Annotated in this window: 10 protein-coding genes; all 10 read left to right on the forward strand. The window is 71.4% G+C overall.

The features are described 5' to 3' along the window. Nucleotides 1-103 precede the first annotated feature (103 nt). The 10 genes from HNR57_RS07875 (at nucleotide 104) to HNR57_RS07920 (ending at nucleotide 13,649) form a co-directional block, all read left to right on the forward strand. Nucleotides 104-1,315 carry an ROK family transcriptional regulator gene (locus HNR57_RS07875; RefSeq protein ID WP_184558249.1) on the forward strand — a complete coding sequence of 404 codons (1,212 nt, stop codon included), beginning with the start codon at nucleotides 104-106 and terminating at the stop codon, nucleotides 1,313-1,315. A gap of 85 nt (nucleotides 1,316-1,400) precedes the next feature. Next, the gene (locus HNR57_RS07880; protein WP_184558251.1) at nucleotides 1,401-2,738 is read left to right on the forward strand and encodes an ABC transporter substrate-binding protein; all 1,338 of its coding nucleotides are present in this window, start codon (nucleotides 1,401-1,403) and stop codon (nucleotides 2,736-2,738) included. A gap of 3 nt (nucleotides 2,739-2,741) precedes the next feature. After that, nucleotides 2,742-3,686 (forward strand): carbohydrate ABC transporter permease, encoded by a 945-nt coding sequence (locus HNR57_RS07885; protein ID WP_184558253.1) that lies wholly within the window; start codon nucleotides 2,742-2,744, stop codon nucleotides 3,684-3,686. After that, complete coding sequence (locus HNR57_RS07890; RefSeq protein ID WP_184558255.1) at nucleotides 3,683-4,576, forward strand: carbohydrate ABC transporter permease; 894 nt, start codon at nucleotides 3,683-3,685, stop codon at nucleotides 4,574-4,576. The genes HNR57_RS07885 and HNR57_RS07890 overlap by 4 nt, the downstream gene beginning before the upstream one ends. A 7-nt stretch (nucleotides 4,577-4,583) precedes the next feature. Continuing rightward, the gene (locus tag HNR57_RS07895) at nucleotides 4,584-5,849 is read left to right on the forward strand and encodes a 6-phospho-beta-glucosidase (RefSeq protein WP_184558258.1); all 1,266 of its coding nucleotides are present in this window, start codon (nucleotides 4,584-4,586) and stop codon (nucleotides 5,847-5,849) included. Beyond that, nucleotides 5,840-6,805: an N-acetylglucosamine kinase gene (locus HNR57_RS07900; protein ID WP_184558260.1), complete on the forward strand. Its 966-nt coding sequence runs from the start codon at nucleotides 5,840-5,842 to the stop codon at nucleotides 6,803-6,805. Before HNR57_RS07895 ends, HNR57_RS07900 begins: the two co-directional genes overlap by 10 nt. A 373-nt stretch (nucleotides 6,806-7,178) precedes the next feature. Next, complete coding sequence (locus tag HNR57_RS07905) at nucleotides 7,179-8,639, forward strand: GlnX family signal transduction membrane protein (protein WP_184558262.1); 1,461 nt, start codon at nucleotides 7,179-7,181, stop codon at nucleotides 8,637-8,639. Nucleotides 8,640-8,707: 68 nt separating this feature from the next. Further along, nucleotides 8,708-9,685 (forward strand): glutamate ABC transporter substrate-binding protein, encoded by a 978-nt coding sequence (locus HNR57_RS07910; protein WP_184558885.1) that lies wholly within the window; start codon nucleotides 8,708-8,710, stop codon nucleotides 9,683-9,685. Nucleotides 9,686-9,750: 65 nt separating this feature from the next. Continuing rightward, the gene (locus HNR57_RS07915; RefSeq protein WP_184558264.1) at nucleotides 9,751-11,085 is read left to right on the forward strand and encodes a coiled-coil domain-containing protein; all 1,335 of its coding nucleotides are present in this window, start codon (nucleotides 9,751-9,753) and stop codon (nucleotides 11,083-11,085) included. Nucleotides 11,086-11,102: 17 nt separating this feature from the next. Then, nucleotides 11,103-13,649, forward strand: coding sequence for a serine/threonine-protein kinase (locus HNR57_RS07920; protein ID WP_184558266.1), 2,547 nt, complete (start codon nucleotides 11,103-11,105; stop codon nucleotides 13,647-13,649).

The following is a 13,649-nucleotide window of genomic DNA, read 5'->3' on the forward strand; positions in this document are numbered from 1 at the left end:
CGATAGGAAACTTTCCTAACAGTGATCGGGGAACGGCCGTCCGATGGACTTCCCCGCCTGGTCACTGAGAAGCTGAGCAGCCGAAGGGCAGGTGTGGACACGCATGGCAGGAACCGCCGGCACGCCGGGCACCCCGCGCGTCCTGCGCGCCATGAACGACCGGGCCGCCCTGGACCTGCTGCTGGAGCACGGACCGCTGTCGCGCACCCGGATCGGCAAGCTCACCGGCCTGTCCAAGCCGACCGCCTCCCAGCTCCTGTCCCGCCTGGAGGCGGCGGGCCTCGTCCTGGCCACCGGCACCACCGAAGGCCGGCCGGGCCCGAGCGCCCAGCTCTACGAGGTCAACCCGGCGGCCGGTCACGCCGCCGGACTCGACGTCACCCCCCAGCGGATCCTCGCCGCGGTCGCCGACATCACCGGCCGCACGGTCGGCCGCTTCGAACTGCCCACCCCCGGCAGGCGCACCGGCACCCCGGTCGTCCAGCAGGTCACCGACGCCCTGGACGGAGCGGTGAAGGCGGCCGGTCTCGCCCGGGACGACGTCCACCGCCTCGTCATCGGCACCCCCGGCGCCTTCGACCCCACCACCGGCCGGCTGCGCTACGCCTCCCACCTCCCCGGCTGGCACTCCCCCACCCTGCTGGAGGAACTCGCCGCCGCTCTGCCGATGCCGTTCGAGTACGAGAACGACGTCAACCTCGTCGCGCTCGCCGAGCAGCGCCTCGGGGCGGCCCGGGGCCACGCGGACTTCGTGCTGCTGTGGAACGAGGAGGGCCTGGGCGCCGCCCTGGTGCTCGGCGGCCGGCTGCACCGCGGCTGGACCGGCGGCGCCGGCGAGGTCGGCTTCCTGCCGGTGCCGGGCACACCCCTGGTCCGGCAGGTCACCAAGGCCAACAGCGGCGGCTACCAGGAGCTGGCCGGCTCCCAGGCCGTCCCGCGCCTGGCCCGTGAACTCGGCATCGAGGACATTCCGCAGAGCCCGTACGCCGAGGCCGCCGCGGAGCTGATGGCCCGGGCGGCGAAGACCGGCGACGAACCGCACCGCGAACTCCTCCGGGCCTACGCGACCCGCCTGGCCACCGGTCTGGCCTCCCTGGTCTCGGTCCTCGACCCCGAGCTCGTCGTGCTGAGCGGCGCGTCCCTCACCTCGGGCGGCGAGCCGCTGCGCGCCCTCGTCCAGGCCGAACTGGAAGAGCTGGCCGCCTCCCGCCCCCGCCTGGTCGTGGGCGACGTCCGTGAACACCCCGTGCTGCGCGGCGCGCTGGAGAGCGCGCTCGCGACCACCCGCGACGAGGTCTTCGACACCTCTCGTTGATCACCTCTCACTGATCACCCCTCACCGACCCACCCCCCTCCCCCCGGTATTCCCTTCCTTCCCCCGTGCCTCAGGGAGCTCTGCCATGCCCGGAATGTACAGAAACGCGACCCTCGCGCTCGCCGCCTCCGCCTCCCTCGCCCTCCTCGCCACCGCGTGCACCGGCCAGTCCGGGGCGGGCGCGAGCGACGACGCGTCCAAGGAGACGACCATCAACTTCTGGCACGCCTGGAGCGCGCCGTCGGAGGTGAAGGCCGTCCAGGACCTGGTCGCCGGATTCGAGAAGGCGCACCCCAACATCCACGTCGACGTCGTCGGCAACATGACGGACGACAAGATGAACCAGGCGCTGCGCACCGGCGGCGCCAAGGCCCCGGATGTGATCTCGTCGTTCACCACGAACAGCGTCGGGAAGTTCTGCTCCTCGGGCGCCCTGGTGAACCTCAACCCGTTCTTCGAGAAGTCGGGCATCGACCCGCGGAAGACCTTCCCGAAGGCCATGAACGAGTACACCCAGTTCGAGGGCAACCGCTGCGCGGTCCCCCTGCTCGGCGACGCCTACGGCCTCTACTACAACAAGACGGCGTTCAAGAAGGCGGGCATCACCGCACCGCCGAAGACCTGGTCGGAATTCGAGCGGGTCGCCGAGAAGCTGACGATCCCGCAGGGCGGCACGTACAAGCAGCTCGGCTTCATGCCGAACTACCACGGCTGGGAGACCACCACCGAGCACTACCTCGGACAGTTCTCCCCCACGTACTTCGACAAGGACGGCAAGTCGAACGTCGGCACGGACCCGGCGTTCGAGAAGGCGTTCAAGCTGCAGAAGAAGCTGGTCGACGCACTCGGCGGCTACCGCAAGCTGGAGACCTACCGCGCCGGGCTCGGCGACGAGTGGGGCCCCAAGCACCCCTTCCACACCGGCCAGGTCGCCATGCAGCTCGACGGCGAGTGGCGGCTCGGCATGGCCCTGGACACCAAGCCGACGTTCGACATCGGCGTGGCCCCGCTGCCCGTCCCCGACGACCAGGCCGACCAGTACGGCAAGGGCTACATCACCGGCACCATCACCGGTATCGCCGCGACCAGCAAGAAGCAGAACGCGGCCTGGGAACTGGTGAAGTACATGACCACCGACACGGACGCGGTGGTGAACTTCTCCAACGCCATCCACAACGTGCCCTCGACGCTGGCGGCCCTGAAGTCCCCGAAGCTGAAGTACGACCCGCGCTTCAAGACGTTCCTGGAGATCGCGGCGAACCCCGACTCCACGACGGCCCCCGCCTCCGTCAACGGCGGTGTCTACCTCACCACGATCCAGGAGTTCGGCTACGCCTACGAAAGCGGCAAGGCGACCGATCTCAAGGCCGGCCTCAAGAAGACGGCGGCACAGATCGACACGGACATCGCGCAGGCGAAGTAAGCCATGAGCACCTACACCCTGCGGGCGAAACACCGCCGCTCGACCCTGCGCACCCTCGCCTTCCTCTCCCCCTGGCTGATCGGCTTCACGGTCTTCTTCGCCTACCCCCTGGTCTCCACCGTCTACTTCTCCTTCATGCGGTACGACGGCTTCAAGCCGCCGGTGTGGAGCGGGACGAAGAACTGGACGTACGTCTTCGAGCACTACCCCTTGTTCTGGCCCGCCCTGCGCAACACCCTGTGGCTGGTCGTCATCATGGTCACGCTCCGGGTCGCCTTCGGCCTGGGCGTGGGCCTGCTGATCACCAAGATCAAGACGGCGACGGGTGTCTTCCGCACCCTCTTCTACCTGCCCTACCTGGCCCCGCCCGTGGCGGCCACGATGGCCTTCGCCTTCCTCCTCAACCCGGGCACGGGCCCGGTCAACTCGATCCTGCAGAAGACCGGGCTCCCCGCCCCCGGGTGGTTCAACGACCCGGCCTGGTCGAAGCCGGCCCTGACCCTCCTGGCCCTGTGGGGCATCGGCGACCTGATGGTCATCTTCATGGCGGCCCTGCTCGACGTGCCGAAGGAGCAGTACGAGGCGGCGGAACTGGACGGCGCGACGCCCTGGCAGCGCTTCCGCTACGTGACGCTCCCGAACATCTCACCGATCGTCATGTTCGCGGTCGTCACGGGCGTGATCCAGACGATGCAGTACTACACACAACCCCTGATCGCCGGAAAGGTCGCGTCGGGCGTGATCCAGGGGGCAGGCACCCAGTTCGAACCCGGCTACCCCGACAAGTCGACGCTCACCCTGCCTCAGCTCGTCTACAACCTGGGCTTCCAGCGCTTCGACTACGGCTCGGCCTGCGTGGTCGCCCTGGTCCTCTTCGCCCTCTCCATGGCCTTCACGGCACTTCTGATGCGCCGCAGGGGCGGCCTGATCCAGGCAGGTGAACGATGACGCAGGTACTCGAAACGCCCCTGGAGCCGAAGGCGCCCCCCACTCCCGCGGAACGCACGGCCCACCGCAAAGCACTACTGGAATGGATCGGGATCCACTCCCTGGGCATCGCCGCGGCCCTCTTCTTCACCCTCCCCTTCGTCTTCGTCTTCCTCACGTCCCTCATGAGCGACAGCCAGGCGCTCAGCCGCGACCTGATCCCGCACACCTGGGAGTGGGACAACTACCGAAGGGTCTTCGACACGCCGGGCTTCCTCACCTGGTGGCGGAACACCCTGTTCTACGCGTTCCTGGGCACGGCGCTCACGGTGATCTCCTCGATCCCGGTGGCCTACGCCCTGGCCAAGTTCCGCTTCCGCGGCCGCAATCTGGCCCTGATGCTGGTCATCTCGATGATGATGCTGCCGCCGCAGGTGGTCATCATCCCGATGTACCTGTTCTGGGCGAAGCAGCTGGACCTGTCCGGCTCGCTCTGGCCGCTGATCATCCCCATGGCGTTCGGCGACGCGTTCTCCATCTTCCTGCTGCGCCAGTTCCTGACGACGATCCCCGACGAGTACGTGGACGCCGCCAAGGTGGACGGCTGCGGCGACGTGCGCACCCTGCTGAAGGTAGTGCTCCCGATGGCCAGACCGGGCATCGCGGCGGTGGCCCTCTTCCAGTTCTTCTACGCCTGGAACGACTACTTCGGCCCCCAGATCTACGCCTCGGAGAACCCGGGCGCCTGGACGCTCTCCTACGGCCTGGAGTCGTTCAAGGGCGCCCACCACACCGACTGGAACCTCACCATGGCCGCCACGGTGCTGGTCATGGCCCCCGTGATCCTCGTGTTCTTCTTCGCCCAGAAGGCGTTCGTCGAGGGTGTCACGCTCACCGGAGTAAAGGGTTAGTACTGACATGAAACTCACCGTGGTCGGCGGAGGCTCGACCTACACCCCCGAACTCGTGGACGGCTTCGCCCGCCTGAGGGACACCCTGCCCGTCGAGGAACTGGTCCTGATGGACCCCGCCCAGGACCGCCTCGACCTGGTGGGCGGCCTGGCCCGCCGCATCTTCACCCGCCAGGACCACGCGGGCCACATCACCACGACCGGCGACCTCGACGAGGCCGTGGACGGCGCGGACGCGGTCCTCCTGCAACTCCGCGTGGGCGGCCAGGCGGCCCGCGAGCAGGACGAGACCTGGCCCCTGGAGTGCGGCTGCGTGGGCCAGGAGACCACGGGCGCCGGCGGTCTGGCCAAGGCCCTGCGCACCGTCCCGGTCGTCCTGGACATCGCGGACCGGGTCCGCCGCACCAACCCCCACGCCTGGATCATCGACTTCACCAACCCGGTGGGCATCGTGACCCGCGCCCTGCTCCAGGCGGGACACAAGGCGGTGGGCCTGTGCAACGTGGCGATCGGCCTGCAGCGCAAGTTCGCGGCCCTGCTGTCCGTCGCGGCCTCCGAGATCCACCTGGACCACGTGGGCCTCAACCACCTGACCTGGGAGACGGCGGTACGCCTGGGCGGCCCGGAGGGTGAGGACGTCCTACCGAAACTGCTCGGCGAGCACGGCGACCGGATCGCGGCCGACCTCCGCCTGCCCCGCCCCCTGCTCGACACCCTGGGCGTGGTCCCCTCCTACTACCTGCGCTACTTCTACGCGCACGACGAGGTCGTACGGGAACTGCGCACCAAGCCCTCCCGGGCAGCCGAAGTGGCCGACATGGAACGGCGTCTGCTGGCGATGTACGCCGACCCGGCCCTGGACGAGAAGCCGGACCTGCTCGCCAAGCGGGGCGGCGCCTACTACTCCGAGGCGGCGGTGGACCTGGCAGCGGCCCTGCTGGGCGGCGGCGGCACGCCGTACCAGGTGGTGAACACGTACAACCGGGGCACGCTCCCGTTCCTGCCCGACGACGCGGTAATCGAGGTCCAGGCGGCCGTGGGCGCGAAGGGCGCGGCCCCCCTCCCCGTACACCCCGTCGACCCCCTCTACGCGGGTCTGATGGCCGACGTCACCGCCTACGAGCACCTGGCCCTGGAGGCCGCCCTGCACGGCGGCCGCAACCGCGTCTTCCGCGCCCTGCTCTCCCACCCCCTCATCGCCCAGTACGAGTACGCCGAGACGCTCACCGACCGGCTGATCGCGCACAACCGGGAGCACCTCGCGTGGGCCTGACCGTCCTCGCCATCGACGCGGGCAACAGCAAGACCGACGTGGCGATCGTGACAACGGACGGAGAGGTCCTGGCCACTGCACGCGGGGGCGGCTTCCGTCCGCCGGCCGTGGGCGTGGACACGGCGATGGACGACCTGGCCGGGACGGTGACGCGGGCCCTCACCACCGCGGGGCTCACCTCGGTCACCCACGTCTCGGCGTGCCTTGCCAACGCCGACTTCCCCGTCGAGGAGGAGCAACTGGCGGCGGCACTGCACGCGCGCGGGTGGGGCACGACGGTGACGGTCCGCAACGACACCTTCGCGATCCTGCGGGCCGGTGTCACCGAGCCACGGGGCGTGGCGGTCGTCTGCGGTGCGGGCATCAACTGCGTGGGAATGCGCCCCGACGGCCGCACCGCCCGCTTCCCGGCCCTCGGCCGGGTCTCGGGCGACTGGGGCGGCGGCTGGGGCCTGTCCGAGGAGGCCCTCTGGCACGCGTCCCGGGCTGAGGACGGCCGCGGCGCCTCCACCGCCCTGTCCCACACCCTCCCCGCCCACTTCGGCCTGCCCTCCGTGTACGCCCTCGTCGAGGCGCTGCACCTGGAGCACGTCCCGGCACTCCGGCGCCACGAGCTGACCCCGGTCCTGTTCGCCACGGCCTCCGACGGTGACCCGATCGCCCGGACGATCGTGGAACGCCAGGCCGAGGAGGTGGTCGCCATGGCCGTCGTCGCCCTGACCCGCCTGGACCTCCTGTCCGAGGAGACCCCGGTCCTCCTGGGCGGCGGCGTCCTGGCGGCCCGTCACCCTCAACTGAACGACCACATCACCCACTTGCTCACGGACCGCGCCCCCAAGGCGGTCCCCCAGGTGGTGACGGCAAGCCCGGTGCTCGGGGCGGCGCTGCTGGGCCTGGACAGAGTCGGCTCGGGTGAAGGGGCGCAGGGGCGGTTGCGGAGGTACTACGGGGTGTGAATCGCAGGGCTGTTGGCCCTCAGGCCGGGTGGGTGCGCAACTCGGCGCGACGAGGTGCCTCCCCCAAGCTCTCGGCTTCGCTCGAGCAGGGGGGACCCCTGGGGGAGGCACGCATGCCCGCAGCTAGGGCGGCCCCGCACCCCCGACACGTCCCCGACCCACCCCCGGCGCCAGGCGAAGACGCGCACCCCACCCCGGGAACCGAACCACCTCCCCGCACGTGTTCCTGGGCAAGGGGTGGTGCGAGGGGTGCTGCAAGGGGGCGCGAGACACGCTCCACGCTGCGATCCGATCAAGATCGAGGCAAGGCCGGTGCGGATGTCGGCCCCGGCAGCGATACTTGCGGCGACGGATGACCATGGGGGAGGTCACAGTGACGTACACGCCGAAGAGCAGCCCGCCACCACCAGGCCCGGGCCTGCCCGTCCTGCCGCCGGTCCCGGCCCAGGCGGCACCCCCGGCCCGCCCCCCGGAGAACACCCCGGCGCCCCCTGCGCCCCCCGCACCCCCGGCCGCGCCCCGCCGCACCGCCTTCGCCGAGGGCCTCGACCAGCTCCGCTCCGCCGCCACCACCGAGCCCGGCCGCCTGCGCATCATCGGCGCCCTCCTCGCCCTCCTCGTCATCGCCTTCGGCGCCGTCACGGCCTGGCAGATGACCGACCGCGCGGCCGCCGCCGACGACGTCCTCAACCGCAGCCAGCCCCTCAGTTCGGACGCCGCCGACATCTACCGCTCCCTCGCGGACGCCAACACCGCCGCCTCCAGCGGCTTCCTCGCCGGCGGCCAGGAGTCGGCCGCCACCCGCGACCGCTACGAGCGGGACATCCGCACGGCCGCCGAGAAGCTCGTCAACGCCGCCGCCAACGCCGAACCGGGCTCCCCCTCCACGGCGACGATCGCCGAGCTCAACCGGCTCCTCCCGGAGTACAAGGGCCTCGTGGAGCGCGCCCGCACGTACAACCGCCAGGGGTTCCCCGTCGGCGGCGCCTACCTGCGCTACGCCAACGAGAAGATGCAGAAGGAGATGCTCCCGGCGGCGGAGGACCTCTACAAGAAGGAGAACCAGCGCCTCAGCGCGGACTACGCCGGCGCCACGCCCTACCCCTGGGCGGCCATCGCCCTCGGCGTCGCCGCCCTGGCCGCCCTCGCCTGGGCCCAGCACCGCAACTACCAGCGGACGAACCGGGTCCTGAACCACGGCCTGGTGGCCGCCACGGCCACGGCCACGGTCGTCCTCCTCTGGCTGGTCGTGGGCCACACCGTCGCCCGCGCGGGCCTGGACGACTCCTACGACCACGGCGTCCGCTCCCTGAACGTCCTGCACGACGCGCGCATCGCCTCCCTCAAGGCCCGGGGCAACGAGAACCTGACCCTGGTGGCCCGCGGCGCGGAGACGAAGAAGGTCGGCGAAGAGACCTACGACGCCTACGACTACGACTTCGGCAGGGACATCAAGGCCCTCGCCGCGCACCTGGCGGCGGCGGAGAAGCTCGCCGACGACACCTCGGGCGAGCGCCCCGTCACCGCCGCCGTGGGCAACATGACGGAGTGGAAGAAGCGCCACACCGCGGCCCGGGAGCAGGACGAGAACGGCAACTACCAGCAGGCGCTGAACCGGGTCATCGGCACCAAGGGCGCGACGGGCGAGTGCTTCGACAGCGTCGACGAGAACCTCCGCACGGCGCTGGCGCACGAGGAGACGGAGTTCAAGCGCGCCGCCGGCGACGGCCGTGACGCGCTGACGGGCATGCCGGCCGGCGCGGCCGTACTGGCGGTGCTGGGCGCCGCCGGCTCGGTCCTGGGCATAGGCCGCAGGCTGTCGGAGTACCGGTGAACGGGTCGGGGGCGAAGGGAGGAACGACCGTGCGAGACGCGCTCAGGGGCTGGGGCGGAGTGACCGCGATGGCAGTCGTGTGCGCCCTGGTGGCGCTGGTGGCCCTCTGCCTGCCGCTCACCACGGCCACGACGGCCACCCAGAACACCACCGCGACGCAAACCGCCCGGACGAAGGCCGACGAGGAGTGCGAGGCCCCCGAGAAGCAGACGCTGTCCCCCTCCTCGGCCGACGGCGACACCATCCGCGCGATCAAGAACCGTACGGGCGAGAAGCGCAAGCTGATCGTCGGCGTCGACCAGAACAGCTACCGCTGGGGCTACCGCAACCCCAACAACGGCAAGACCGCGGAGCTCGAAGGCTTCGACATCGACCTGGTCCACCGCATCGCCGAGGACATCCTCGGCGACCCGGACGCCGTGCAGTTCAAGGCGATCCCCACCGACCAGCGCATCCCGGCGATCAAGGACGGCCGCGTGGACATGGTCGTCCGCACGATGACGATCAACTGCGCCCGCATCGCCGACGTCGCCTTCTCCGCGCCCTACTTCAAGACAGGCCAGCAGGTCCTGGCCCCGAAGTCCTCCCCCGTCAAGGGCTACGACGGCACGCTCGCGGACCGCAGGATCTGCACGGCGGCCGGCTCCACGGCCTACGCGAAGCTGGAGGCGGACCAGAAGGCGGGCGAACTCCCCGCCAGCACCGACATCTCCACCACCGTGCCGAACCAACTCGACTGCCTGGTGCGGCTCCAGCTCGGCGAGGTCGACGCCGTGGTCACCGACGGCGCCCTCGCGGCGAGCCAGGCGGCCCAGGACCCGACGGTCCAGCTCAAGGGTGACGCCTTCACTGCCGAGTACTACGGCGTGGCGATGAAGAAGGACGCGGACGATCTGGTGCGCCGGGTCAACCAGATCCTGGTGGACTACCGCAAGGACACCGCGAACGGCTGGCAGGCGTCGTACGACCAATGGCTGTCGGCAACACTGGGCAAGGATGCGAAGAAGTCGGAACCTCCGGCACCGCAGTACCTCCGCACGAGCTGATGACCGGTACCCAACCGGACAACGACAAGACCCCCCGACGGGCACTACGCAGCGAGAGGTGATCGATGGGCGTCACGGGACCCACCGGGCCGGTGATGGACCGGGACGAGGTGGACCGTGCGCTGGCGCGGCTCGGCGCGGAGCACGAGGCGATCGAGACCTCGCTCCTCGCCCTGCAGGACCACGCGGGCCGCAGACTCCTGGAGGGCGCCGAGCTCACCGGCGTCACCCGGGAACGCTGGGCGGCGACGGAGGCGTCGATCACGCTGCTGTGGACGTACTTCGACGCGTACACCGATGCGCTGCGCTCCGCCCGCGACATCCGCTCCCGCCGCCGCTGGTCCAGCCGCGAGGACCTGGTGGAGCTGACGGAACTGCTGAACGGCGACTCGGTCACCGTCGCGGGCAGCGCCACGGCGACGGCCAACGCCCCCACCCTGCACGGCAGTCCGACGAAACTCAGCGAGCGCTACTCGCTCAGCACCCTCGTCGACCGCATGAACGAGCTGTACGCGACGAGCCTGGACATGGTGGTCGCCGCGGACGCGGTCTGGTCGGCCCTGCCCGCCCGGATCGACCTGCTCGCGGCGGAACTCCAGCGCACCCGGCGGCTCGCGCACTCGGTCGGCGTGCGCCCCGGCGAGCACCCGGCGGGCGACGACCTGGAGCGCATCACGCGGATACTGACGAAGCTGCGCGAGCAGGTCGTCTCGGACCCGCTGGCGTTCTGGCTGGCCGCGGAGGGCAGTTCGGCGCCGGGCGGCGGCCGGCCGGACACGACGGTGTACGACCGCGAGGCGCGCGCCCTGGACGAGGTACGCCGTGAGATCGACGCCGTGCTGACCGTCCGGCAGGACGCCGAGAAGCGGATCGTGAAGCTGCGGGACCTCCTCAGCCGCGCGGACCGCACGCTCGCCGAGGCGCGCACGGCACGCGGTGAGGTGCTGGCGAAGATCGCGGCGACGGAGGTGCCGGTCGTCAGCGGCCCGCCGACCGTGCTCCAGGAGCAGGTCGCGGCGGCGGCCGAGTACCGCAGGCAGGCGCAGTGGCACCGGCTGTCCCCGCTGCTGGAGTCCCTGGAGCAGAAGGCAGAGGACGAACTGCTGCGCGCCCGCGAGTCGTTGACGGCGGTCACCGCCCCGCTGGCGGTCCGCGCCGAGCTGCGCGGCCGGCTGGACGCGTACAAGGCGAAGGTCGCCCGGCACGGCTTCGCCGAGGACGCGCTGCTGGTGGAGCGCTACGAGAAGGCGCGCCGCATGCTGTGGAGCGCCCCGTGCGACCTGCGCGCCGCCGAGCAGGCGGTGCTGCGGTACCAGCACGCGGCCACGGAGCTGCTGGGCGGCCCGCGGGTGCCGGGGCAGGGCGCGCCGGAGGACGACCGGAGGGGGCCGGGCGCATGAGCGACGAGGGGGAGTCCATGAGTCAGGCACCGCAGGAGCCATCCGGCGCGCCGCCGCGCACCTGCCAGCGCCCCACCTGTGAGGGCACGTACGAGGACGTGGGGGGCGGCGAGCTGTACTGCGACACCTGCGGTATGGCGCCGGTCGTCGCCGCGGACGGCATGGTCGGTTCGCCCCCCACCGGCATCACCGCCGGCGGCAGGGGCGGCTCCCGCGGGTCCGCGGGCAGCGGCAGTTCCCGTTCCAGCGGCGGCAGTTCGCGGACGTCGTCCCAGTCGTCGAAGTCGCGACGCTCGGTGTCGGGGCGCCTGTCGCGGTCGCTGTCGGGCAAGTCGACGGGCCGCTCGGTGTCGGTGCGCAGCTCCGGTTCGACCGCCGGTTCCGGGTCCCGGGGCCGGCTGGGCGCCGGGCTGGTGCAGGTGCCGCCGATCCCGCGGCCGGACCCGCGCGAGATGGTCCTGGACAACCCCGAGGTGCCCGAGCGGAAGCGGTTCTGCTCGCGCTCCGACTGCGGCGCCCCGGTGGGCCGGGCACGCGGCGACCGGTCGGGCCGTACGGAGGGTTTCTGCACGAAGTGCGGCCATCCGTACTCGTTCGTCCCGAAGCTGAGGGGCGGGGAGGTGGTGCACGGCCAGTACGAGGTGGTCGGCTGCCTGGCGCACGGCGGCCTGGGCTGGATCTACCTCGCCGTCGACCGGGCGGTCTCGGACCGCTGGGTGGTCCTCAAGGGCCTGCTGGACACGGGCGACCAGGACGCGATGGCGGCGGCGATCTCCGAGCGGCGCTTCCTCGCGGAGATCGAGCACGCCAACATCGTGCGGATCTACAACTTCGTGGAGCACCTGGACCAGCGCACGGGTTCGCTCGACGGCTACATCGTCATGGAGTACGTCGGCGGCAAGTCCCTCAAGGAGATCGCCAACGCCCGCCGCACCGCGCAGGGCAGGCGCGACCCGCTGCCGGTGGAGCAGGCCTGCGCGTACGGCATCGAGGCGCTGGAGGCGCTCGGGCACCTGCACAGCCGGAACCTGCTGTACTGCGACTTCAAGGTCGACAACGCGATCCAGACCGAGGACCAGCTGAAGCTGATCGACATGGGCGCGGTGCGCAGGATGGACGACGAGGAGTCGGCCATCTACGGCACGGTCGGCTACCAGGCTCCGGAGGTCGCCGAGGTGGGCCCGTCGGTGGCGAGCGACCTCTACACCGTCGCCCGCACCCTCGCGGTCATGACCTTCGACTTCCAGGGCTACACGAACGTCTACGCCGATTCCCTGCCCGACCCGGACCACATCGAGGTGTTCCGGCAGTACGAGTCGTTCTACCGGCTCCTGGTCCGGGCCACCGACCCCGACCCGGCCCGCCGGTTCGCCTCCGCGCAGGAGATGACCGAGCAGCTGACGGGCGTCCTGCGGGAGGTCGTCTCCCTGCAGACGGGTCGCGCCCGCCCGGCCCTGTCGACGCTGTTCGGGCCGGAGCTGCGGGTGACGGACACGGAGTTGTTCCCCAAGCTGGACGGCGAGGTGTCCCGCCTGGGAGCCCGGGCGCCGCGGGGCCGGGCTCGTGCCGGTGCTCCCGCCGCCTTGCCGCACCCGCAGGGGCCCGCGGGCGCGCACGGCCTCGTCAGGCCCGTCGACACCCCCGCCGCCGCCTTCGCCCTGCCCGTCCCCCGCGTCGACCCGACCGACCCCAACGCCGGTTTCCTGGCGGGGCTGATGACCTCGGCGCCCGCGGAACTGCTCGGCGCTCTGGCGGCCGCCCCGGCCCCGTCGATCGAGACGCGGCTGAGGCAGATCCGGGCCTGGCTGGAGACGGGCGATCCGGCCGCCGCGTTGCAGGAGCTGGTCGCGCTGGAGGGTGAGCGGCCCGACGACTGGCGGGTGGTCTGGTACCGGGGCCTGGCCGCGCTGGTCACGGGCGACGACGAGGGCGCCGCGCTGGCCTTCGACGCGATCTACGACGCCTTCCCGGGCGAGATCGCGCCCAAGCTGGCGCTGGGCCTGTGCGCTGAGGTGCTGGGGCAGCTCGACAACGCCGCCGAGTACTACCGGCTGGTGTGGTCGACCGACCCGAGCTATGTGAGCGCCGCGTTCGGCCTGGCCCGCGTCCAGCTGGCGACCGGGGACCGGCTCGGTGCCGTACGGACGCTGGAGTCGGTCCCGGAGTCCTCCATCCACTACACGGCCGCCCGGGTGGCGGCCGTGCGGGCGCGGCTGCGCCGGCGCACGGCGAGCGCCTCCGACGCGGCGTTCCTGGGGGATCTGACGGCGGCCGCCGCGCAGGTCGAGGCGCTGGACGCGTACGGTCTTGATCCGGCGCGGCGGGAGCAGTTGTCTGCCGAAGTCCTCGGTTGCGCGCTGGACTGGGTACTCTCCGGGGGCCAGGGTTCCGCCCCTCCCGCCGCCGGGGGACGGACGCTGCTCGGCAGCGGCCTGGACGAGCGGGGCCTGCGTTTCGGTCTGGAACGCTCGTACCGCACGCTGGCCCGGCTGGCGCGGGGCGGCGAGGAGAGGATCGACCTGGTGGAACGTGCCAATCGTTACCGCCCCCGGACGTGGGTGTAG

The sequence above is a fragment of the Streptomyces paradoxus genome (assembly GCF_014202475.1).
GTDB classification, from domain to species: domain Bacteria; phylum Actinomycetota; class Actinomycetes; order Streptomycetales; family Streptomycetaceae; genus Streptomyces; species Streptomyces paradoxus.

Coding starts and splice junctions, on each gene's coding strand:
- HNR57_RS07875 (WP_184558249.1), top strand. CDS start 104: ATGGCAGGAACCGCCGGCACGCCGGGCACCCCGCGCGTCCTGCGCGCC.
- HNR57_RS07910 (WP_184558885.1), top strand. CDS start 8,708: ATGGCAGTCGTGTGCGCCCTGGTGGCGCTGGTGGCCCTCTGCCTGCCG.
- HNR57_RS07920 (WP_184558266.1), top strand. CDS start 11,103: ATGAGTCAGGCACCGCAGGAGCCATCCGGCGCGCCGCCGCGCACCTGC.
- HNR57_RS07880 (WP_184558251.1), top strand. CDS start 1,401: ATGCCCGGAATGTACAGAAACGCGACCCTCGCGCTCGCCGCCTCCGCC.
- HNR57_RS07890 (WP_184558255.1), top strand. CDS start 3,683: ATGACGCAGGTACTCGAAACGCCCCTGGAGCCGAAGGCGCCCCCCACT.
- HNR57_RS07895 (WP_184558258.1), top strand. CDS start 4,584: ATGAAACTCACCGTGGTCGGCGGAGGCTCGACCTACACCCCCGAACTC.
- HNR57_RS07915 (WP_184558264.1), top strand. CDS start 9,751: ATGGGCGTCACGGGACCCACCGGGCCGGTGATGGACCGGGACGAGGTG.
- HNR57_RS07885 (WP_184558253.1), top strand. CDS start 2,742: ATGAGCACCTACACCCTGCGGGCGAAACACCGCCGCTCGACCCTGCGC.